This window comes from Microbulbifer bruguierae (genome assembly GCF_029869925.1).
GTDB classification, from domain to species: Bacteria; Pseudomonadota; Gammaproteobacteria; order Pseudomonadales; family Cellvibrionaceae; genus Microbulbifer; species Microbulbifer bruguierae.
In genome coordinates, this window is the sequence record NZ_CP118605.1 from 404,910 (window position 1) to 428,575 (window position 23,666).

Below are 23,666 nucleotides of genomic sequence, written 5' to 3' on the forward strand. Positions count from 1 at the left end.
CCACCAAATCAATCGGATTGCAAATCGCAGAGGGGTATCCATGGCACAAGCGGATACGTTCAGCACCGCAGAGGCCTGTGTTGATGCGGTGCTTGCAAAGGTTGGCAAGCGGGTGGTGCTGGGGTTGCCACTGGCTATCGGCAAGGCCAACCACTTTGTCAATGCCATCTACGCGCGCGCGGAGCGCGATCCGGAAATTTCCCTTACGATCTTCACTGCCCTTACCCTGGAGCGCCCATCTGCCAGTAGCGAGTTGCAGCGGCGCTTTGTCCAGCCGCTGCTGGATCGTCTCTACAGTGACTACCAGGACCTTGCCTACAATCAGGCACGCCGCAAAGGCCTGTTGCCGAAGAATGTCGAAGTGTGTGAGTTTTTCATGCAGCCCGGCAGCTTCCTGCATTCTCCCTCCGCACAACAAAGCTATGTCAGCGCCAATTACACCCATGTACCCCGGGATCTTCTCGACAGGGGCGTCAATGTGGTCGCGCAGATGGTGTCACCAGCGCCGGATGACAGCGGTGATTTCAGCCTGAGCAGTAATCCGGATCTAACCCTGCCATTGGTGGCGCTGGCGCAGGCGAGCGATTATCCGCACATCACCATGGTTGCGGAGGTGAATCCGCAGTTGCCGTTTCTCGGTGGGGATGCGCGGGTTGGGCGCAAGTTGTTTGATTTTATTCTTGAAGGCGACACCTTCGATTGCCAGATATTTCCGGCACCCAATCCACCGGTGCAGCTGACAGAGTATGCCCTGGCTTTCCATATCGCCGGTCTTATCAAGGACGGCGGCACTTTGCAGATCGGCATCGGCGCCCTGGGAGACGCTATCTGCCATGTGTTGCGATTGCGTCACGGCAACAACCGGGATTACCGGGAAATCCTGCAGTCTTTGCACGGAGATGGCGAACATCGATTATGTAAATTGCCGCTTGAGCTGGGCGTCTTTGAGAACGGATTGTATGGTGCGAGTGAGATGGTAACCGAAGGTTTCCTGCACCTGCGCCGGGCCGGTGTACTCAAGCGAGAAGTCTGTGGCGATGCGTCGCTGCAACAGCTGTTGAACGCCGGCAAAGTAAGTGACGTCGTGGATGAGAAGCTGCTGATTGCACTGCGAGAGGCGGGGCGCGTGCAGTGTCCACTCCGCGAGGAGGACACCAAATTCCTTCAGGCTATGGGTATCGTCGACCCCAGTTACAGTTGGCGAGGGCATAAATTTCTCGACCAAAACGGGGAGCTTGAAGAGTGCGACCTGCACAGCAGTGGCGGGCGAAAAAAATTGCTCGGCGCCTGCGCGGGCCGGAAGCTTCCAGGTACCTGGTTGCACGGTGGCTTTTATCTCGGCTCGGGCGCCATGTATAAAGCACTGCGGGAATTGCCCGCGGGTGAAATGGCCGGAATCAATATGACCGCGATCGATTTCATCAACGAGTTACAGCAGGACAGGGCGCTCAAAATCGCCCAACGCCAACACGCGCGGTTCGTGAATTCCGCGATGATGGTTACCCTGAATGGGGCGGTGATTTCCGATGGTTTGGAAAATGCGCAGGTGGTTAGCGGCGTTGGGGGCCAATACAACTTTGTCGCCATGGCCCATGAGCTGCCCGGGGCCCGTTCTATTATTACCCTTCCTAGTACCCGCCAGAGCGCGGGGCATATCCGCAGCAACCTGGTGTGGGAATATCCCCACTGCACCATCCCCCGTCATTTGCGGGATATCGTGGTAACTGAGTACGGCGTGGCTGACTTACGGGGTAAATGCGATCGCGATGTGATCGTCGCCTTGCTGTGTATTACCGATTCGCGCTTTCAGCAGGAGTTGCTGGAGAAGGCCAAATCAGCCCACAAAGTAGAGGGGGGCTATGAAATTCCTGCTGAATTTACCAACAACACCCCGGAACGTATTCGGTCCGTGTTCCAGCAGGGACATCGCCGGCAGCTGCTACCTTACTACCCGCTGGGGACCGACTTGACTCGTGAAGAGGCGCAGCTAGCCATAGGACTCAAGGCGCTAAAGGAAGAGGGACGGAAAATCTGGGAACTATGGCCGCTGCTGCGCCGGGGGCGCAAGGTGTGCAAAAGCCAGGCGCCAGAGTACCGGGACATTCACGCCTGTCTCGAGCGTATGGAATTTGAATACAGCGATACATTCGAGCATCGTCTCGAGGCATATCTTGTGGCGGGGTCTCTACTGCTCAACCTGGACAATGACCGCCTGCTAGGGGATGTCACAGATCCGACCGCCGCGGAGTAACCAGCAACCCAAGGATTCACCCATATTCGGGGGCATCTGTCCTGTGCGTTTGTTGAATCCTTTCTAACCCAGGCTAAGCATTTGGTCTAAATTTGTGAATAATCCGCATAAGTAGATAGCGGATTGTCGGGCTAATCATTGCCCGCTGGCGTCAATGAATGCGGTGTTGAGCCAGTTCCGGATTCGATTTATCGGTAGGAGTGACATTTCATGGATATGAAGATTTACCGTGTTGGGTCCCAGCCATCGATCGCTGGTCCTGAAGCAACCTTTACGGGAAATGTCCGGATCGATCCGTTGTTCAGCCCTACTGAGCCAGCTCGAACTTCCGCCGCGTTGGTGATTTTTGAGCCGGGCGCCCGTTCAGCCTGGCATACCCATCCTCTGGGCCAACATCTCATCGTCACTGCTGGTTGTGGCTGGACTCAATGTTGGGGTGGGCCCAAAAGGGAGATCCGTGCGGGGGATGTTGTGTTCTGTAACTGCGGTAAAAAGCATTGGCACGGGGCTACCGATACCACCAGCATGAGCCACATTGCGATCCAGGAAGCGCTTGACGGTTCTCCAGTGAATTGGCTGGAGAAAGTAAGTGATGAGCAATACCACTCTCCAGTAGAGACTGATTGAGAGCGCTTTCTGGGCTGGTCATGACAAAAAGCGCTCGGGAGCTTGTGAGGTGTCAATGATCGAAATGTTACCTTTGAAGTAGTTCATAAGGAGCTTCTACTTTAACTGACTGGCCTGTATCGCGGTGAGTGCAATGGTATAGACGATGTCGTCCACCAGCGCACCCCGCGATAAATCGTTAACCGGCTTGCGCATGCCCTGTAACATCGGGCCAATACTGATCAGGTCTGCACTGCGTTGTACGGCCTTGTAGGTGGTATTGCCGGTATTCAGGTCGGGGAAAATAAATACGGTTGCGCGTCCCGCCACCGGACTGTCCGGGGCTTTTTTCCTCGCTACATTTTCCATGATCGCGGCGTCGTACTGCAGCGGCCCATCGATAATCAGGTCGGGCCTTTTTTCCTGTGCGAGTTTGGTCGCTTCGCGCACTTTTTCCACATCGCTGCCACTGCCGGAAGTTCCGGTAGAGTAGCTGATCATGGCTACTCTGGGTTCGATACCAAATGCGCTCGCAGAGTCGGCGGACTGAATGGCGATATCCGCCAGTTCCTGCGCATCCGGATCGGGGTTGATCGCGCAGTCGCCATAAACCAGCACCTGATCTGGCAATAGCATAAAAAACACCGAAGAAACCAGGGCCGCGCCCGGTGCGGTCTTGATCAGTTGCAGCGCGGGACGGATGGTATTGGCGGTGGTGTGGACTGCGCCGGAGACCAGACCGTCCACTTCGCCTTCCGCCAGCATCATGGTGCCTAGCACCACATTGTCCTGCAGCTGCTCCTTGGCGACGATTTCGGTCAGCCCCTTGCTTTTGCGTAGCTTCACCATTGGCTCAACGTACTTACCGCGCGCACTGCGCGGATCGATGATTTCGATCTTGTCGTTGAGACTGAGTCCTTGCTGTTCAGCAACCCGGTGTATTTCTTTCGGATCGCCCAGCAATACCGGCCGCGCGATACCGCGCTCGGCACAGATCAGTGCGGCTTTCACGGTGCGTGGCTCATCGCCCTCCGGCAATACAATACGCTTGTTGGCGCGCCGGGCCAGTTCGGTGAGATGAAAGCGGAAAGCCGGCGGTGACAGGCGCTTGGGGCGATTGGAGTCGCGGCCAAGAGATTCCACCCAGTGGTTGTCGAGGTGGCCGGCGATAAAGTCCTGGACCTTTTCGATACGCTCCAGGTCATCGGTGGGAGTCTCGGTATTGAAGGACTGTAACTGCAGAGCCGTCTGCCAGGTATTGGTGCCAACCAGAATCACCGGTAAACCGGTTTCCATGGCCGGTGCGCAGAGCTTGCGTACCTGTGGCTCGAGGTAATAAGCACCGGTTAACAGCAGGCAGCCGATTTTTACTCCGTTCATGGCTGCCAGACAGGCGGCGACGATAACATCGGGCCGGTCCCCGGACGTTACCAGCATGGAGCCGGGCTCAAAGCGATAAATCATGTTTGCCAGCGAGCGGGAGCAGAAGGTGATACTGCGCAGCCTGCGTGTTTCCAGTTCCCCGTAATTGATGACTTCGGCGGAAAAATGATCGGCGAGGTCCTTGGCGCGGGGCGCTATCAGGTCTGCGTTCCAGGGAATACAGCCGATGATCGGCAGTGGACTCTTGCCAAACAGAGCAAGAATTTCCAGGTTGCCGCGGCGCGCTCTCGGCGCCTCGAACATGCCGGTAATATCCGCGCCGGGGGTGTCCGGTAGCTGGGAGGGGGCGCCAACCTTGTTGACAATACAGCCGACCACACGCCCAGATTTGGCACCGCCAAAACTGGCCATGGCCATTTCCAGCCGGTCTTTCAGCTGCTGGGTGGAGTCGAGGTTCGGACATACCACCAGCACGATTTCCGCGTCCAGGGTTTTGGCAATCTGCAGATTCAGCTGGCTTGCCAGCTGGTTTTCCGCATTGGGTACCAGTCCCTCGACAATCGCGACATCGGCGACTCTGGCGCACTCCTGAAAGCGTGCGAGTATGTCCTCAAGCAGCTCCGAAAGATCTCCGCGCCCGATCATGGATTCAGCGTGTTGCATGCTGAATGAATCGGGGACGTTGAGGCTGGAGGCACTGCGCAATATTTCATTGCTGCGATCGCGGTGCTTTTCGTTTTTCACCGCTTCGGTGACGGGCTTGAAAAAACTGACGCTGACACCGTTGCGCTCCAGCGCGCGCAGGGTCCCGAGACTAACAGAAGTGATGCCGACGCCGGAGCTGATCGGCACCAGCATAATCGTGCGAGACATGCCTTATTCCCTCACACTCGGGTCATGGTTTGGGGTGTCTGGTGGTACCAGTTCGGCGGCATCGCGGGCAATGACCCACTCTTCATTGGTGGGAATTACCAGGGTGACGCAGGACCGGTCGGAAGCGATGGGGCCTTCTTCACCAAATCGCGCGCGTGCGTTTTTACCGAGGTCGAGCTCGTACCCCAATCCCCTCAGTTGGCCGAGTACTTTCTCCCTGACCAGGCTGGAGTTCTCACCGATACCACCGGTAAACACCAGTGCATCCACTTGCGGCAGCACGGCGTGGTAGGCGCCGATGTATTTGGCCAGGCGATAGCAGAAAATATCCATTGCCAGCTGCGCGCCATCGTGCCCCTCGGAGGCGGCCTGTTCCAGTGCGCGGCAGTCGTTACTCAGTTCGGAAATTCCCAGCAGGCCGCTTTTCTTGTTCAGCATATCGCTGATTTCTTTCATGCAGTAATCCAGCCGGCTGCTCAGATGCATCAACAATCCCGGGTCCACATCCCCGCAGCGGGTGCCCATTACCAGCCCTTCCAGTGGCGTTAACCCCATGCTGGTATCGATGCTGCGGCCGTTGTGGATCGCGGTGATGGACGCGCCATTGCCCAGGTGAGCAGAGATGATATTGACCTCGTTTACCGGCAGGTTCAGCAGTTCGGCGGCTCGCTCGGTGACAAAGCGATGGCTGGTACCGTGCATACCGTAGCGGCGGATTCCGTGATCCCGATACAGGGCGAAGGGTAGGGCGTAGACGAACGCATGGCGGGGCATCGACTGATGAAAAGCGGTATCGAATACCGCAACCTGGGGCAATTCCGGGAATGCCTCGCGCGCAGCCTGGATGCCCTGCAAGTGCGCGGGATTGTGTAGTGGGGCCAGAGCGACGCACTCCTGAATGGCGTTGATCACTGCGTCATTGATCAGTACCGAATGGGAGAATTTCTCGCCCCCGTGCACCACACGGTGGCCTATTGCTACCAGGTGGTCGCGCAACTCAGGCTTGTCGTTCAATATCTGTTCCACCAGAAAACGGATGACTTCCGTGTGCCGGGCATCGCCAGGCAGGCTGGTGGCGAATTTTTGCCCGTGGATCGACCACTTGATCTGAGGTTCTTCCTCACCCAGCGCCTCGCCGATACCGCTCACAGACAAATCGCCATTGCGGGGATCGATCACGGCAAATTTGAGCGAGGAACTCCCGCAGTTAAGAACAAGGACTTGGCTGGAGGTCGGCATGCTGGACGTCTGTATAAGAGTGCAATCACTGAGTGATAGCTGCACGGATTTGTTGCAGTCTTGCCATAAGACTAGTGCAAAAATGCGTCAGCGCCTTGTCGGGTTTGAAGTGGCCGGTTGACCGGCAAATGTCGAGAAGAGGTGTGAAGTGTGGGGGACGGGCGTTGAACATTGGGGGCCGTAGCCGGCCCCCGTTCGTGGAGAATCAGTTGCTGCTGGTTGCAAACTTCGACAGCAGGCGGATATATGCCACCTGATACATATTGTGGTTTTCGGTGACCGCCCAGGAGTTCAGCGGCCAGCTGGTATTGAAGTCGAGGAAGGACTTCTGTGCGGGCTGACCATAGGGTGGCTCCGGGGGGGCAATGCCGCAGCGGGCGTTGTTTTCCGCACTGCCGCAGCTGTTGGGACAGCAGCCATCCCAGTCGTAACTGGGATTGGGGCCGCCGACCAGGAAGCCCGGCGCCGGACCGTAGGAGGACTCACTGACCGAATCCCACTGGGCACTGCCGTCGGCAAACCAGGTGTGATAGAAGCTGTCCACCGAGTTTTCTGCACCGAACTCGCCCATGTTGGACAGGTACACCTTGCCTTGTGGGTTTACGCCATGCAGGTAGTTCAGGTTGCGCAGGGCGGCGTTGCGCGCGGCGGTTTCACCGGGGGCGCCGGCACTGTACTGGAATTGGTCGAGGAACAGGTTGCCCTGGTGCGCCTGACTGCGGTTGCTGCCCCAGGTGTACTGCGGGATATAGGCACGGTAGGCGTCCGCGTTGCCGCTGACTGCCGGCCAGTTGTCATCCCCATTCATACCAGCCGCGTAGGTGTTGCGAATATTGCTCGCAACCGCTGCGGTGACGCCATCAAGGGAGGCGAAGTAGAGCAACGCGTGTTGCATTTCCACTTCCCAAATGGATACCCAGCTCCACTCCATCAAGTGGGCAGTCTGATAATTACTTTCCACGAAGCTGCGGTATTGCGTATCACCGGTGGCCCGGTACAGGTTGATGGCGGCCATCAGGCTTTTGGCGAAACGCCCGTAATCGTCCACTTCCTGTTCGCCCGCGGCCACGCCGTTATCGGAGTTGCGGAAGGTCACCGCCGGGTTGGCCTGGGCCCATTGCCATGCAGATTCGGCGCGGGCGCTGAGGTCTGCTGCGTAACTCTGTAGCCCGGGCACCTGACCCAGAATATGGCTGCCGAGAGCAAAGGCTGCGGCACTGCTGTAAGTGGCCGCGGTGGTGGCGGGACCGTATGTGCTGGCACCGCTGGCAGAGGACGGCGGACTGGCGTGGGAGAGTCCCATGACAGAGAGCACCGAACCATTGTCTTCCTGCATCCGCACCAGCCAGTCCATGCCCCATTTCACTTCGTCCAGAAGGTCGGGAATACCGTTACCGGATTCGGGGATATTGAAGTCGTCGGTCCATACCGCGGGATTTTCCCGATAGCTATGCAACAGGGAAATCAGGTAGTCCGCGTGCCAGTTGGTGTACTTGTTGTAATCGCCGGCATCGTACCAGCCGCCGCGCAGATCCCTTTCGGTGCTGGCATCGCCGGTGGCGTTGTACCGCCGGGCTTGCGGGTCCTGTCCGGCACCCAGGTGACTTGCACCGTCGGCCCAGCGCGCATCGGCATAGGGGGCCTGTTTAGCAAATCCGGCGCGCTGGTAGTAGAAGGTGCGCACGGCCTGTACCAGTACCGGGCGGTATACATCGGCGGCAATGCGGAATTCTGCGGAGCGCAGTTCACCGGATTCGTCGGCGAGAATGTAGTTGCCCGCTGTGGTCACCGCCGAAAAGTCCACGTGCCACACACGGTCTCCGGAAAATTCGGCGGTAGCGCCACCATTCCATGGTTGGGGCTGCGCCGTATATACGACTGCGCCACTGTCTACGTTAACCACACGGATATCCGACGGCGGTGTGTAGCTGTCGGCGGCATCGTAACCCTGCTGCGGGTCTCTCAATACGGCAACTTTTTCACTGCCTGGCAGATAGCCAAATTGATCCACGGTAATGAAGGAACTTTGTTCGTAGCTCAGGTGCCCGCTGCCGGACCCGCCTGACGAAGAAGATGAAGAGGATCCTGAAGACGAGCTGGAAGATGAGGAAGAGCTGCCGCCGGAGGAGCTGGAACTACTGGATGAACTACTGCTCGAAGAGCTGGAGCTACTACTGGAAGAAGAGCTGGAACTGCTACTTGAGGAACTGCTGGAACTACTCGACGAGCCGCCGGAAGACCCTCCGTCCCCATTGACCGTCACTGGCACCGCAGTGAGGCCGCCCGGGGTAGTAAGAAAGCCGATATTGACCTGGCCGTTCACCCCGATGGTGCTGTTATAGGCCGCGGGGCCCACCACATAGTGACTTCCACTTTGGGACAGCACCACGCCATTCCACATCTGGGTGATCTGCGCGTTCAGATCAAACTCCACTGACCAATTGGTTAGTGGCGCCGACTCGTCATTGAGCACCACGATATCGGCTTGCGCCCCCTGTCCCCAGTCGTTAACGACGTTCATGCTTGCCTGTGCCGCAAATACGGCTGGTGCGGCAAAGCACACGGTCGCGGACAACAATAAATGCGATAGACGCATAAAAGGATCCTCCGGTTTCTCTCAGTTTTTTTATGGAAATGAATCTCTGCGAGATTCGTATGAAATGTATGACTTATTAGAAGACGTGCCGGAGACGGAAAGTGAGGAGAGGTTGGAATAGGAAAGCAGGCAAATATACAGAAGTGGAAACAAGGTCACGCAAGACTGTTCAATCAGGCGCTAAATCGCACGACTGAAACGAAAAAAGGGCCGCAATGCGGCCCATCAAGTAATAAAAGCGAATCTCAGGGATATTGGATAGAGACGATCGCTTAGCTGAACTGATTCATGGTGTTGTCTGTACCGGCGGCTTTCAGCGCCGCTTCGCCAGCAAAGTATTCCTTATGGTCGTCGCCCATGTCGGAACCGGCCATGTTCTGGTGCTTCACGCAGGCAATGCCCTGACGGATTTCCTTGCGCTGTACGCCCTCGACGTAGCCGAGCATACCTTTTTCGCCGAAGTATTCCTTGGCCAGGTTGTCGGTAGACAGGGCCGCAGTGTGGTAGGTCGGCAGGGTGATCAGGTGGTGGAAGATACCGGCTTCGCGGGCCGCGTCTGCCTGGAAGGTGCGGATCTTCTCATCGGCAAGCTTGGAAAGCTCAGTGTCGTCGTATTCGGCGCTCATCAAATTTTCGCGGTTGTAGGCGGATACGTCTTTGCCTTCTTCCTGCCAGGTATCGAATACCTGCTGGCGGAAGTTCAGGGTCCAGTTGAAGGACGGGCTGTTGTTGTACACCAGTTTCGCGTTGGGCACTTGTTTGCGGATCTCTTCCATCATGGCGCCGATCTGACGCACGTGGGGCTTCTCGGTTTCGATCCAGATCAGGTCAGCGCCGTTTTGCAGGGAGGTCACGCTATCCAGTACACAGCGGGCTTCACCGGTCCCTTTGCGGAACTGGAACAGGTTGGATGCCAGGCGCTTCGGACGCAGCAGTTTACCGTTGCGGTTGATGATCACGTCGCCATTGGCGAGATCCCCGGCGGAAACTTCCTCGCAATCCAGGAAGGCGTTGTACTGGTCGCCCAGATCGCCGGGTTCTTTGGTCACCGCGATCTGCTTGGTGAGGCCGGCACCGAGGGAATCGGTACGGGCAACAATCACGCCGTTGTCTACGCCGAGTTCGAGGAACGCGTAGCGTACTGCGCGGATTTTGGCGAGGAAGTCTTCGTGAGGCACAGTCACCTTACCGTCCTGGTGGCCGCACTGCTTCTCGTCGGAAACCTGGTTTTCAATCTGGATACAGCAGGCACCCGCTTCGATCATTTTCTTCGCCAGCAGGTAAGTCGCTTCGGCGTTACCAAAACCGGCGTCGATGTCGGCGATGATCGGCACGACGTGGGTCACGTGATTGTCGATCTTGTTCTGAATGGATTTTTCCTTGACCTGGTCGCCGGCTTCGCGGGCCGCATCCAGTTCGCGGAACAGGCCGCCCAGTTCACGGGCATCCGCCTGGCGCAGGAAGGTGTACAGCTCTTCGATCAGGCCGGCTACCGCGGTTTTTTCATGCATGGACTGGTCGGGCAGGGGGCCGAACTCGCTGCGCAGGGCGGCAACCATCCAGCCGGACAGGTACAGGTAACGGCGGTCGGTGTTGCCTTCAAAGTGCTTCTTGATGGAAATCATTTTCTGCTGACCGATAAAGCCGTGCCAGCAACCCAGGGACTGGGTGTACTTGGTGCAGTCTTTGTCGTAGGCGTCCATGTCTTTGCGCATGATATCTGCGGTGTATTTCGCGATATCAAGGCCGGTTTTAAATTTGTTCTGCAGGCGCATCCGCGCCACGGATTCCGGGTTGATGGCATCCCAGGAGCTGCCATTGGTGTCACAGAGCTTGGCTGCCGCTTGGATTTCTTTAGAGTAATTGGACATGCTGTGTTTCCTCGAAAAGGTGACTGCGGTTGGGTTGTATGCATCCTAGGAGTGCTGGCATAATTTGGCTAATTTATTGTCATTATTTCCGCTATCCACAGTGTGAATACATGGCGATTTCCCTGAAAATTCGTGACCGTTAAGCCGGCTGGTAAGACCGGCAGAGAGCCCCATCAATGAATCTGGAAAGAGCCGACCTCAACCTGCTGGTTTACCTCGATGTACTTCTGCGTGAGCGTAATGTCACCCGCGCCGCTAACCAACTTGGTTTATCGCAGCCCGCCATGAGCAATGGGCTCAAGCGACTGCGAGAACTGTTTGGCGACCCGCTGCTGGTGCGCACTCGCGAGGGGATGATGCCCACGGAACGGGCGATGGAGCTGCAGCCAATGGTGCGCGAAGCGCTCGCGGCCATCGATCAGGTAATCCAGCCCAACCGGGACTTTGACCCTGCCGAAGCGCGCCGCACTTTCCGCATCATGGCCAGTGACTATGCCGAATCTACCCTGATCCCACCCCTGCTGAAGCAGCTGCGTGTGGGGGCTCCCGGTATCAGTCTGGATATCATGACGCCCAGCGACGTGAGCTTTGTAGACGTGGAGCAGGGCAAGGTCGACATGGTCATCAACCGTTTTGATTCCATGCCCCAGAGCTTTCATCAGGCGACCATCTGGACCGACACCTTTTCCTGCGTGATGCGCGCCGATAACCCCATGCTCCATGACTACAATCTGGAGAGTTACCTGCGGGCACAGCATATCTGGGTCAGTAAAACCGGCATGGGGGTCGGCGTCGGTGTGAACCCGGAAGACGTGCAGCGCCTTGGATGGGTGGATGAGGCCATCGGCCGTGTGGGGCGCAAACGGGATATCTCCGTGTTCACCCGTCACTACCAGGTGGCCATGTTGCTGGCGGAGGAAAGCGACCTTATCGTCACCGTGCCCACCCGTCTGGCCAAGCTCGGTGCCAGCAATCCGCGTATTGTTCTGAGGGATCCGCCGCTTAAAATCCCGCCCCTTGAGCTGAAAATGGCCTGGAGCCCGCTGTTGCAGCAGAGTGCCCCTCATCGCTGGATGCGACGCCTGATACTTGATGTTGGACGGCAATTGTAGGGTCTTCGACCCAACCAAAATTCACCTCGCAAATACTGAAGATTGCAGCTATAAATTAGCGACATGTATCGTGCCATGTTTAGAATGCGGAAAAAACTACCAGTACCAAGAGGTCAGACATGACGGAACGAGTCCGAATTGGCGAGCTGCAAATCGCTGCAGAATTGCATGCACTGATTACAGAAGAGGTGATCCCGGGCACCGGCGTCAGTACCGAGGTGTTTTGGGCTGAACTCGAAAATATCGTCAACGATCTGGCGCCGGTAAACCGCACACTGCTGAAAAAACGCGATGAAATTCAGGCGCGTATGGATCAGTGGTACAGCGATAATCCTCAAGGTTACCGGGATCTGGAAAAATACAAGGCATTCCTGCGGGAAATCGGTTACCTGGTAGAGGAACCCGCAGATTTTTCCGCAAAAACAGAAAACGTAGACCCGGAAATTGCGACCATGGCCGGCCCGCAGCTGGTGGTGCCGGTGATGAACGCGCGCTATGCGCTGAACGCGGCCAACGCCCGCTGGGGCAGCCTGTACGACGCTCTGTATGGTACCGATGTTATCAGTGAAGAGCAGGGCGCAGAAAAGGGTGGTGCCTATAACCCGGTGCGTGGGGCCAAAGTGATTGAATACGCACGCAAGTTTCTCGACGAGAGCGCGCCGTTGGATCGCGCCAGTCACCAGGATGTTGTCGAATACCGCATCAACGGATCGCTGCTGGAAGTCGTGCTAAGTAACGGCAAGGTGGCCGCACTCCAAAACAGCCGTCAATTTGTCGGTTACCGCGGCGAACAGGATGCGCCGGAAGCCCTGCTGTTGGTGCAGAACGGCTTGCATTTTGAAATTCAGATCGACCGCGAAAGCCCGATCGGCAAAACCGATAAGGCTGGAGTGAAGGATGTGCTGGTGGAGGCCGCGCTCACGACCATCATGGACTGTGAAGATTCGGTAGCTGCGGTCGACGCGGAAGACAAAGTGGTTGTCTACCGGAACTGGCTTGGCCTGATGAAAGGCGATTTGCAGGAAACCCTGGTCAAGGGTGGCAAGGAACTGGTGCGGACCCTGAATGCGGATCGAGAATATCGCGGCGCGGAAGGTGGCAAATTGATCCTGCCGGGACGCAGCCTGATGTTTGTGCGCAACGTTGGCCACCTGATGACCAATGACGCGGTGCTCGACAAAGACGGCAACGAGGTTCCCGAAGGTATTCTCGACGGCATGATCACCAGCCTGATTGCCATGCACGATCTGCGCGGTACCGGGCCGCACAAGAATTCCCGTGCCGGCAGTGTGTATATCGTGAAACCAAAAATGCACGGCCCGGAAGAGGTGGCGTTCGCCAACACCCTGTTCAACCGGATTGAAGACGCCCTGGGTCTCGCCCGCAACACTGTGAAAATGGGCATTATGGACGAAGAGCGCCGCACCACGGTTAACCTCAAGGCATGTATTGCCGAGGCAAAGGAGCGGGTGGTGTTTATCAACACCGGTTTCCTTGATCGCACCGGGGATGAAATTCATACCTCCATGCTGGCGGGCCCAATGATCCGCAAGGGGGACATGAAACAGTCCAAGTGGATCGCCGCGTATGAAGACTGGAACGTGGATGTCGGTCTGGCCACTGGCCTCAAGGGCCGCGCACAAATCGGCAAGGGCATGTGGCCGATTCCGGATCAAATGGCCGCTATGATGGACGTAAAAATCGGTCACCCCAAAGCGGGCGCTAACACGGCCTGGGTTCCGTCGCCTACTGCGGCCACGTTGCACGCGCTGCACTACCATCAGGTGGATGTCCCAGCTGTCCAGGAGGCGCTTGCACGCCGCACTCATGCCAGTCTTGACGATATCCTCACGGTTCCGGTGGCGGAGAGCGTTGACTGGAGTCAGGAAGATATTCAGCGTGAGCTGGATAACAATGCCCAGGGCATTCTCGGTTATGTTGTGCGCTGGGTAGACCAGGGTATCGGCTGCTCCAAGGTACCGGATATCAATGACGTAGGTCTGATGGAAGACCGCGCCACCCTGCGGATTTCCTCTCAGCACATCGCGAATTGGTTAAAGCAGGGCGTCTGTACCGAAGAGCAGGTACTGGAGACGATGCAGCGCATGGCTGCGATTGTGGATCGCCAGAATGCGGAAGATGCCAATTACCGGAATATGGCGCCAAATTTTGATGACAGCATCGCCTTCCAGGCTGCCTGCGAACTGGTACTAGAGGGCTGTGAACAGCCCAACGGCTATACCGAGCCGGTTCTGCATCGCCGCCGCAGGGAGTTCAAAGCCCGCCAAGGCTGATTTCGTTTACAAGTCCTTTATCTCGATCAGCAAAGCCTCGCGACTCGCGGGGCTTTGTGTTTCTATAATTGCGAACGCGACTGTGAATCTGTCGCCGCGCTTCCCCCAAACGGACCCACCCTAACGGAAAGGTATCCCCATGATTAAGACCACCACGCCGAATATCGAAGGCCACGAAATACAACAATATTTGGGTATTGTTGTGGGTGAGGCCATTTTGGGTGCGAATATCTTCAAGGACCTGTTCGGCTCCATAACCGACATCATCGGTGGACGCTCCGGGTCTTACGAGAGAGAAATGGGTAAAGCGCGCAAAATCGCTTTTTCTGAAATCGAAGCCCAGGCGCGCTCACTCGGTGCCAACGGGATTGTCGGTATCGATCTCGATTACGAAGTGGTAGGTGAGAAGGGGGGCATGATGATGGTGAGTGTTAGCGGCACCGCAGTTAAATATCGCTGACAACTACAGTTAAAAACATCGTGAGCCGCCACCAACAATGAACGAGTGTTAACAATTACGTGGATAACGCCTACACCTATTACGTTTGCGCAGAGTCCGATGTGCAGCTGGTATCAACGCAGTCCCAGCCACTTGCCCGGGAAGTGGCAGTTGCCATCAGCTACAACGGAATCAATCACGCCGTCATGATGGCGACGCCAGAGGCTTTGGATGATTTTGCCTTTGGTTTCAGTATTACCAGTGGCGTAATCAGCCACAGCGACCAGTTGATGGATCTGGACATCCGTCACACACAAGATGCCGCGGAACTCGATATCACCATCAGCCAGCGCGCATTCAATCGGCTCAAGTTACAGCGCCGAGCCCAGTCCGGCTCAAGCGGCTGCGGACTTTGCGGGATTGAAGCTCTATCTCAGGCATTAGCGCCGATTGATAGCAGTCAGCCAGGATTTGCGCCCGCGCTGCCTCCGGTGCGGCATTTTGCCAACCTCCGACAGCGCTTTCAGTGTGCGCAAAAACACCGGAAATCCAGTGGCGCCATGCACGCAGCCCTGTTTGTGGATAGTCGTGGGAATACGGTCTTATGTCGCGAAGATATTGGCCGTCACAATGCGCTGGATAAACTCATTGGCGCCTGTGCCAGAGCCGGGTATCCGATGGCTGAAGGGTTTGCCGCCATGACCAGTCGCTGTAGCCTGGAACTGGTGCAGAAATCCATACGTGCCGGCGTCGGCACCCTGGCGAGCCTGTCTTCGCCGTCCGACATCAGTGTGCGCTGGGCCTGGGACTACCATCTCAATCTGGTCCATATACCAGCCAGCGGCGCGCCGCGAGTTTACAGTGGTTCGCCTGCATCGAATCAGAGTGTCGATTCATACACCAGCTCATCCGGGGATTCACGCAACGCAAGTGGATCGCAGGGCGGTGATATTGCATCGCGAAAAAAGATGTATTTTGGGGAGTGTACCTTTTCGTGAAAACACCGGTGGATCGCTTTCGTTTTCGGCCCTATCAGAGACCTGCGGCTGGCTGGGGAGCGCTGCGCAGCGTAGCCCATGCCTGGCTCGACAGCCGCCAGCCATTCAAGAACCTGCGCGCGATGCTGCAGACAAACCAGAACGGGGGCTTCGACTGCCCGGGTTGTGCCTGGGGCGAAGCGCCCAAAGAGGGGCGTATCCGATTCTGTGAAAATGGCGCCAAAGCGGTGAACTGGGAGGCATCCGGTCGCGGCGTGGATGCTGAGTTTTTCGCCCGGCACAGCATTGAAGACTTGCTGGCACAGGACGATTACTGGCTGGAGTACCAGGGGCGCCTGACTGAGCCGATGTATTACGACGGCAACAGTGGACACTATCGGCCAATCAGCTGGGATCTCGCCTTCAAGCGCATCGCCGAACACCTGAATAGCCTTTCTTCCCCCGACCAGGCTGCTTTCTATACGTCCGGGCGGGCGAGCAATGAGGCGGCATTTCTGTACCAACTCTTTGCCCGTACTTTCGGCACCAACAACCTGCCGGATTGTTCCAATATGTGCCATGAGGCCAGCGGTGTGGCTCTGAAAGGCAGCATTGGCACGGGCAAGGGCACGGTGACCTATGAGGATTTCGAGCACGCGGAAGCCATCTTTGTGATCGGCCAAAATCCTGGTACCAACCACCCACGGATGCTCGAACCGCTGAGCGAAGCGGTAGCACGCGGCGCGCAGGTTATTGTCTTCAACCCTCTGAGGGAACGGGGGTTAGAGCGTTTTCAGGCACCCCAGAACGCGGTGCAGATGCTCACCAATGGTGACTTTGCTCTCAACACCGCGTATTTCCGCCCGGCACTGGGTGGCGATATTGCGGTGATCCGCGGTATCGCCAAATGGCTGTTTCAGTGGCAGGACGAGGCCGAGCGCTCCGGCGGTGACGAGCCACTGGCCAAAGCATTTATTGAAGAGCACACCGAGGGATTTGAACGTTATCGCGCAGCGGTGGATGCGACCAGCTGGGACGAAATTCTCGCTTACGGTGGGCTCGACAAGGAAGAGCTGGAGCGGGCTGCGCATATATTCTGTCGCAGCAATGCCACCATCATCTGCTGGGCGATGGGGGTCACGCAGCACCGGCATTCGGTTGCCACGATCCAGGAAATTACCAACCTGCAATTGCTGCGTGGCCAGATTGGCAAGCCCGGCGCAGGTTTGTGTCCGGTGCGAGGTCACAGCAATGTACAGGGTGACCGCACCATGGGGATCGATGACAAACCCCCGGCGGCACTTCTGGATGCATTGGAAAAACGCTTTCAGATCCCGATACCACGGGAAGACGGCGTTAATGTGGTGCAGACAATTGAGGCCATGCTCGCCGATCAGTTGAAGGTTTTTATTGCCCTTGGGGGAAATTTCGCCCAGGCGACACCGGACAGTGATCGCACCCACGAGGCGTTGCAGAAGTGCGATCTGACAGTGCAGATCAGCACCAAGCTCAATCGCAGTCATCTGATCACCGGCCGCGAAGCGCTGATTCTTCCCTGTCTTGGGCGCACGGATATCGATTACCAGCGCAGCGGCCCGCAGGCGGTGACGGTGGAGGACTCCTTCAGTATGGTGCATGCATCCTTTGGACAATTGCAGCCGCTGTCGGCGGAGATGCGCTCGGAGCCGGCGATTGTCGCCGGTATGGCCGAGGCAGTGCTGGGTGAAAAGCCGGTTCCATGGCTGTCACTGATCGAGGACTACGGGCGCATCCGGGAGCTGATACAGGATGTGATTCCTGGATTCGAACGTTTCAATGAGAAAATCCAGGCACCGGGCGGTTTCTATCTGGAGAATTCCGCCGGCAAACGGCAGTGGAATACGGAAAATGGCAAAGCGAATTTTGTCGCCCAGGCGTTGCCGACGCTTCTGCCGGAAACGGTGCTGAGCGCACTGGATAAAGCCGGAAAAAATGCAGACCTGGTGTTGCAGACCCTGCGCTCACACGACCAGTACAACACCACTGTCTATGGTCTTAATGATCGCTACCGCGGCGTGAAGGGAGAGCGACGGGTACTGTTTGCGCATCTCGATGATATTCACCGTCTGGGGTTTGAAGACCGGCAGAAAGTGGATGTGGTGTCCCTGTGGAGCGATGAACAACAGCGCCGGGTTCGCGGTTTTACCCTGATCGCTTTCGATATTCCCAAGGGCCAGGCTGCAGCCTACTATCCCGAAGCCAACCCGCTGGTTCCCCTGGAAAGTTACGGTGTCGGTAGTTATACACCGACCTCAAAATATATTGCGATTCGCCTGGAGCCCAGCTCGGTGCCGGAGCGGATCGTTTAGCCGGGATTTTCTTCGGCGGGGAAAATACATACAAAGTAGGCGCCTGTAGTCCCGGGTTTGCTGGGCGTAGTATCGGGTGTGCCGGGTGTAGTTCCGGGCGCTTCCTGCAGCTCAACGGTGGCACCGTGGGCGAAAGCAATTTCCCGCACGATTGCGAGTCCCAGCCCGCAACCATCGCCACTAATCTTCGAGCGGAAAAAACGCTCGAAGATTACCGGCCAGTGTTCCCGGGGGATGCCTAAACCGTCGTCCTTGACGCTTAGGCGTATCTTGCCGTTTTCCCGCGATAGCGCTACCCATACATTGCCGCCCTCTGGTACGTAGAGGATGGCGTTTTCCATCAGGTTCCACACCAGTTCCCGCAGCAAATAGTAATCTCCGGCAACTTTAAAGCTGGGGAAGATTTCGGGGATGGGGTTTGCGGGAGCGCTGGAAAAATTCTGTTGCACCGTGACGTTGCGGCCCCGGGCCAGCTCACGCAGGCTTTCCGCCGCTTCCCTTACGACGTTGTCCAGTGCGACTGAATCGTTGCGTAAACCGCGACCGGACGCGGCCTCTGCACGCGCGAGTTTCAGTAGCTGGATATTCAGGTGCGTCATTGCGTCGGTAGTCTGGCAGATACGCTCCAGCGCCTGATGTGCACTTTCGAGATTCTTTTCCCGAAGTGCGAGCTGCGCCTGCAATTTGATGCCGGCGAGTGGGGTTTTAAGCTGGTGAGAAATATTGCCGATAAACTGCTCACGGGCATTGAACGCGTCGTCGAGTCGTTCCAATAGTTGGTTGGTGTTGTCGATTACGGTGCGCACTTCTTTCGGTGCTGATTGAGTACTGATAGGCGTCAGGTCTCGCGGTGAGCGGTTGGCAATTTCCTGGCTCAGGCGGAGCAGTGGGCGTATTCCCTTGCTCAGGGCCAGTGCTACCACGAGTAGTGCCGCCACGATCATGATTGCCTTCGAAAACACCACTTCAAACATCAGGGTGCGCGACAGCGGAATTCGTTTATGCAAGGTTTCCGCCACGCTCACCAGCGCACTTTCACTCGGCGTATTCGGATTGGTGAGCACGGTTACGCTGCGCACCCACTCGCCGCCCATTTTTATATTGGTGAATACCGGCCCCTGCTTAAGCGCGGTCAAGCTCGGAGTTATCCAGGCTTGTGTTTCTCCACCCAGCACGCGCCCATCCAGGGTGGAAACGCGGTAGTAGACTTCGTCCAGTTCGTCCCATTCAAACACCTCGATGGCGGCTTCATCGGCGTAGAGCACCAACTCGCCGTTTTCCTGGCGAACTTCCTGTGCCAGAGAATACGCGGAGTCCAGTAACCAGCGGTCAAACACCTGATTGGTCACATGCAAGCCAATACCAAAGGTGACCAGTGTTTCAATCAGCAGCAGTACAAAAAGCGGGCCACCGACCAATAGCAGCAGTAGAGCGCGCAACCCCAGGTTGGTATTCAACAGGCTTCCTCCAGCACGTAACCGGCGCCGCGCTGGGTGCGGATGGCGAGCCCGGAGTCTTTCAGTCGGCGGCGCAACCGGTGCACGTACACTTCCACCGCGTTGTCTCCGACCTCGTCACCCTCGCGGCTGAGACGCTGCGCGAGGCGAGCCTTGGTGACTACACGGTGTGCATTGAGTGACAGAACCTCCAGAATTTCATACTCGCGTGCCGGTAGTTCCAGTCGGTCACCGTTGAGTGTGGCGGTGCGCTGGAACGGGCTCAATTGCAGCGCGCCGAGGCTGACCTCATCGGTGGACAGGTTGTGGCTGCGACGCAACAGCGCCCGCAATCGCGCTTCCAGCTCGCGCAGATCGAAAGGTTTTTCCATATAGTCGTCGGCACCCTGGTCGAGTGCCGCGACCTGTTGTTCGACGCCGTCGCGCGCGGTCAGTACCAGTACCGGTACCCGGTTCTGGCGTGCACGCAGGCGCCGCAACAACTCGAGCCCATCCATGTCCGGTAGCCCCAGGTCGAGAATGATCAGGTCTACGTCGTTGGCGAGAAGCAAGCCCTCAGCGCGCTCACCATAGGACGCGTGCACCACCGTATAGGCGTTTTGCTTTAGTGCCTGTAATAACCCCTGGGCGATTAGTGGGTCGTCTTCTACCAGCAATACATTCATGGTGTTGAGCTCACCGTTGACGGTTCGAATGCGGGGAAGATTACACGATTCTGCGCATCTGTACGTGACTGTTGAGACAATCGGAAAATTTCATCGCTGAAAGGTTGCTGAAAGGGGGTGTCAGTAATCTCGCCGAATTCATGGTCATCGCTGGGTATAACGCGCTGGCCGCTTCATTTCCGTCGATCGCATTGACTGATGAGTTGTACAGGAGCTGTAGGTGATGGATTTGCAGAACTTAAAGAAAGATATTCCGGCGAGTGTGGTGGTGTTTTTTGTCGCTCTACCGCTATGTCTTGGCGTGGCGCTCGCATCCGGCGCGCCGCTATTTTCCGGTCTGATTGCCGGTATTGTCGGGGGTATTGTCGTCGGGGCGGCAAGTGGATCGCGCCTCGGTGTTTCCGGTCCGGCCGCAGGACTTACGGTAATTGTACTGAGCGCCATCGAAACACTGGGTTCGTTCGAGATATTTTTACTGGCGGTGGTCATAGGCGGTCTGATGCAGATCGTGCTCGGGCTGTTACGCGCTGGAATTTTCGGGTATTTCTTTCCGTCGTCGGTGATTAATGGGATGCTCACGGGTATCGGCCTGATTATCGTGTTGAAACAACTTCCCTATGCATTTGGCCTGGACTCCGGCACATCCATAAGTGACGGTGCAGTGTCTCTGCTGAATTCAGTGCACCCGGGCGCGCTGGCAATTTTTGCACTCTCCCTGACGCTGTTGATTGTTTGGGAAACGCCATTGGTAAAACGTTCGCGCTGGCTGGCAATGGTGCCGGGTCCCGTGGTCGCGGTACTTTCCTCGGTGCTGTTGTATCTGATGTTGGGCAATTCCGCGACCATGGGACTGAATCCGTCGCACTTGGTCAGTGTGCCGGTGGCGACGAGTTTCAATGAGTTTGTTGGCCTGTTTACGCTACCGGATTTTTCGCAGCTGGGTAATCCGTTGGTGTGGACGGTAGCGGCGACCATCGCCGTCGTGGCGAGTCTGGAAACACTGCTCAGTGTGGAGGCTATCGACAAAATGGACCCGCTGAAGCGGACGACACCCACCAATCGCGAACTGGTGGCGCAGGGGGTGGGTAACTCTTTTTCCGGCCTGATCGGCGGCCTGCCAGTGACCCAGGTGATTGTGCGCAGTTCCGTTAACCTGCAGACCGGAGCGCGCTCCAAGGGATCCACCATCTGCCACGGTATTCTGCTGCTGGTATGTGTTGCAACCCTGCCAACCTGGCTCAATATGATCCCGCTAGGGGTGCTGGCCGCGGTGTTGATTCTTACCGGTTACAAACTTGCCAAGCCGGCCCTGTTTCGCAAAATGTGGAGCAACGGTATGGAGCAGTTCCTGCCGTTTCTGATCACTGTGCTTGGGGTGGTGTTTACGGACCTGTTGACCGGTGTTGGCGTGGGGATGGTTGCGGCAATTTTTGCACTGCTGCGCCGCAATTACCTCAACTCTCATTTCCTGCACAAAAAACAGGATACGGAAGAGGGCAATCGCATCCGGATCAATATGCAACTGGCGGAAGAAGTAACCTTCTTGAACAAAGGTGCTATCCGCAAGGAGCTGAGTGAAATCCCGGACAATGCCCACGTGATTCTCGATAAGCGCAACTGCGTGTATATCAATCACGATGTGGCAGAGACCATTGCAGACTTTATCGCCACCGCAGCGGCTCGCGGAATCGATGTCGATATCATCCAGCGTAAAAATGTGGTCCCCATCTGGGAGGAGAGAGAGTTTCGTGCGGTAGCGTAAGCGCGAATAGCGAACCCCGAAAACCAATCTGGATCTGGCTGTATCTGCAGCCAGATCCTTTTCGTTTTCCGGGCTGTTGTGAACGGACTTAGCGATTCCAGTCGTCGACTTTTTCGTCGGGCTGGTAGTCGCTCAGGGACAGCTCCATGCGCACATGGGGGATATCCGCTTCGATGAACTCTTCACCGGCTACGACAAACCCCGCTTTTTCATAAAAAGGCACGGCTTGTACCTGGGCATTGAGGTAGACGTATTTCTGGCCTTCGATACGTGCGAATTTACAGATGCGTTTCAGCAGTTCGAGGCCGGCGCCCAGTCCCCGTGTATCCTTGAGGATGGCCATGCGCCCGATCTTGCCGGTGGCCGTCAGGCGACCGGTGCCAACAGCCTTGTCTTTCTGGTAGATAAGAAAGTGCTGGGCTGAATCCTCCTGTTCGTCCCACTCCAGTTCCGGAGGTACGTGCTGCTCTTCAACAAACACTTTCTGCCGAATTTTGCGAATGGTGGATTGATCCGCTTGCCAGTCCGCCAGGCGTACAAACAGAGTCATGCAAAGTTCTCCCGCTTATTATTCTTCGTCTGGCTCGTCGTTTTCCAGAAGCTCAGGGTAAATGAGACTGCCTTGAGAAACCAGCTGGTCAAGCAGGCCATCTGTCGCCGCCAGGTCGGGATGGCTGTCGATATCCGCCTGGTTCACCATGTGACTGCCACAAAAGCTCTCCGCGAACAGGAGTGGGGCGGGCAGGGACTCGCCGTCTACAAACAGAGTCGCGGGGTCGCGACAGAAGGCGCATCGGGAGCCTGGGTTCAGGATCAGGGCACCACCTTCGGCCAGATGTTCGCGCCAGTCCTCCGCACTGCCGGCATCGATGGCGACGGTATCCGGGTATTTCGCCTCGGTCATGATGGCGCCGAACCACTGGGCGATATTCTGCGGTTGCTGGAGCCACTCTGCCAGGTGGCGTTGCACCCGCGCCACGGTGTCACTGTCGATTTCCGCGGGGTTTGTCGGCAGGTTGAGATCGGGGTCGGTATAGCGGTAGTGGTCTGGCAGGCCCGCGCCGAGTTCTGCGGCGAGATCTTCCAGCATAGTGCGCGCTGCGGGAGCGCGGAAACCAATGGAAATGGTGGTGCAACCACCTTCGGCGATGCCCCAGTGACTGTACTGAGGGGGCAGGTACAGCATGTCGCCGGGTTCCAGTAGCCAGCTGGACTCCGCGTTAAACTCACTCAGGATGTTCAGTGGTGTGCCTTCAACGCGCGGACTGCTGGCATCGGCCTTCGGGCCCAGCTGCCAGCGGCGATTACCTTCCGCCTGCAGCAGAAATACGTCGTAGAAGTCGTAATGGGGGCCAACGCTACCCTGATCCGCGGCATAGCTGATCATGACATCGTCGAGACGCCAGTCGGGAATAAAGCGGAAGCGGTTTTTCAATTCGGCCACTTCCGGGATCCACTGGTCAACCGCCTGGACCAGCAGGGTCCAGTGGGTTTTCGGCAGGGAAAAGAAGTCCTCTTCGGTAAACGGGCCGTTGCGCAACTGCCAGGGGCCGTCGATACCGCACTCTTCAATCAGGCGGGATTCAATCTGCTCTTCCAGCGCCATACCGGCGAGTTCCTCGCCGGAAATAGGGGATTCAAACCCGGGAAATGCATTGCGGATCAGTAATGGCTTTTTTTGCCAGTATTCCCGCAAAAAAGTTTCCACCGGGATTTCTCCCAGGTGGGTTAGCGGTTCAATGGAGCGATACACCGATGCCGTCATCGAACATCTCCCGGATTGCTTAGGTAAC

The 23,666-nt window shown here is 57.0% G+C and carries 16 protein-coding genes; 8 read left to right on the forward strand and 8 right to left on the reverse strand.

Translation table 11 applies throughout. The annotated features are described in order from the left end of the window. The first annotated feature begins 40 nt into the window (after positions 1-40). Positions 41-2,251 carry an acetyl-CoA hydrolase/transferase C-terminal domain-containing protein gene (locus PVT68_RS01810; RefSeq protein WP_280320864.1) on the forward strand — a complete coding sequence of 737 codons (2,211 nt, stop codon included), beginning with the start codon at positions 41-43 and terminating at the stop codon, positions 2,249-2,251. A 210-nt stretch (positions 2,252-2,461) separates the two neighbouring features. Continuing rightward, entirely contained in the window at positions 2,462-2,878 is a 417-nt protein-coding gene (locus PVT68_RS01815; protein ID WP_280320865.1) for a (R)-mandelonitrile lyase, read from the forward strand. Between the two features lie 96 nt (positions 2,879-2,974). Here PVT68_RS01815 and pta read toward each other — a convergent pair whose 3' ends face one another. The 4 genes from pta to PVT68_RS01835 form a co-directional block, all read right to left on the reverse strand. Continuing rightward, entirely contained in the window at positions 2,975-5,113 is a 2,139-nt protein-coding gene (gene pta / locus PVT68_RS01820) for a phosphate acetyltransferase (RefSeq protein ID WP_280320866.1), read from the reverse strand. A gap of 3 nt (positions 5,114-5,116) precedes the next feature. Next, a complete protein-coding gene (locus PVT68_RS01825; RefSeq protein ID WP_280320867.1) occupies positions 5,117-6,352 on the reverse strand; it encodes an acetate kinase in 1,236 nt (411 codons plus the stop codon). Between the two features lie 205 nt (positions 6,353-6,557). After that, positions 6,558-8,948: a glycoside hydrolase family 9 protein gene (locus PVT68_RS01830; RefSeq protein WP_280320868.1), complete on the reverse strand. Its 2,391-nt coding sequence runs from the start codon at positions 8,946-8,948 to the stop codon at positions 6,558-6,560. 272 nt (positions 8,949-9,220) lie between these two features. Next, complete coding sequence (locus PVT68_RS01835) at positions 9,221-10,819, reverse strand: isocitrate lyase (RefSeq protein WP_280320869.1); 1,599 nt, start codon at positions 10,817-10,819, stop codon at positions 9,221-9,223. 176 nt (positions 10,820-10,995) lie between these two features. Between PVT68_RS01835 and PVT68_RS01840 the strand changes: the two genes are divergently transcribed. The 5 genes from PVT68_RS01840 to PVT68_RS01860 all read left to right on the forward strand — a co-directional run bounded on the left by PVT68_RS01840 (position 10,996) and on the right by PVT68_RS01860 (position 17,989). Continuing rightward, a complete protein-coding gene (locus PVT68_RS01840; RefSeq protein WP_280320870.1) occupies positions 10,996-11,931 on the forward strand; it encodes a LysR family transcriptional regulator in 936 nt (311 codons plus the stop codon). Between the two features lie 119 nt (positions 11,932-12,050). Then, entirely contained in the window at positions 12,051-14,225 is a 2,175-nt protein-coding gene (locus PVT68_RS01845) for a malate synthase G (protein ID WP_280320871.1), read from the forward strand. A 139-nt stretch (positions 14,226-14,364) separates the two neighbouring features. After that, complete coding sequence (locus tag PVT68_RS01850) at positions 14,365-14,685, forward strand: heavy metal-binding domain-containing protein (RefSeq protein WP_280320872.1); 321 nt, start codon at positions 14,365-14,367, stop codon at positions 14,683-14,685. Between the two features lie 59 nt (positions 14,686-14,744). Beyond that, positions 14,745-15,662 carry a formate dehydrogenase accessory sulfurtransferase FdhD gene (gene fdhD, locus PVT68_RS01855; protein ID WP_280320873.1) on the forward strand — a complete coding sequence of 306 codons (918 nt, stop codon included), beginning with the start codon at positions 14,745-14,747 and terminating at the stop codon, positions 15,660-15,662. Then, entirely contained in the window at positions 15,659-17,989 is a 2,331-nt protein-coding gene (locus PVT68_RS01860) for an FdhF/YdeP family oxidoreductase (protein ID WP_280320874.1), read from the forward strand. The genes fdhD and PVT68_RS01860 overlap by 4 nt, the downstream gene beginning before the upstream one ends. Here the strand turns inward: PVT68_RS01860 and PVT68_RS01865 are convergent. Then, positions 17,986-19,446, reverse strand: coding sequence for a sensor histidine kinase (locus tag PVT68_RS01865; protein ID WP_280320875.1), 1,461 nt, complete (start codon positions 19,444-19,446; stop codon positions 17,986-17,988). The genes PVT68_RS01860 and PVT68_RS01865 overlap by 4 nt on opposite strands. Further along, positions 19,443-20,111 (reverse strand): response regulator transcription factor, encoded by a 669-nt coding sequence (locus PVT68_RS01870; protein WP_280320876.1) that lies wholly within the window; start codon positions 20,109-20,111, stop codon positions 19,443-19,445. The genes PVT68_RS01865 and PVT68_RS01870 overlap by 4 nt, the downstream gene beginning before the upstream one ends. A 223-nt stretch (positions 20,112-20,334) precedes the next feature. Here PVT68_RS01870 and PVT68_RS01875 point away from each other — a divergent pair, with 223 nt between their 5' ends. After that, positions 20,335-21,873, forward strand: coding sequence for a SulP family inorganic anion transporter (locus tag PVT68_RS01875; protein ID WP_280320877.1), 1,539 nt, complete (start codon positions 20,335-20,337; stop codon positions 21,871-21,873). Between the two features lie 88 nt (positions 21,874-21,961). On the opposite strand, the gene PVT68_RS01880 is transcribed toward PVT68_RS01875, so the two are convergent. Together PVT68_RS01880 and PVT68_RS01885 are read right to left on the reverse strand one after the other, a co-directional pair. Continuing rightward, positions 21,962-22,423, reverse strand: a complete 462-nt coding sequence (locus PVT68_RS01880; protein ID WP_280320878.1) for a GNAT family N-acetyltransferase — start codon at positions 22,421-22,423, stop codon at positions 21,962-21,964. A gap of 18 nt (positions 22,424-22,441) precedes the next feature. After that, positions 22,442-23,638: a cupin domain-containing protein gene (locus tag PVT68_RS01885; protein WP_280320879.1), complete on the reverse strand. Its 1,197-nt coding sequence runs from the start codon at positions 23,636-23,638 to the stop codon at positions 22,442-22,444. Positions 23,639-23,666 lie beyond the last annotated feature (28 nt).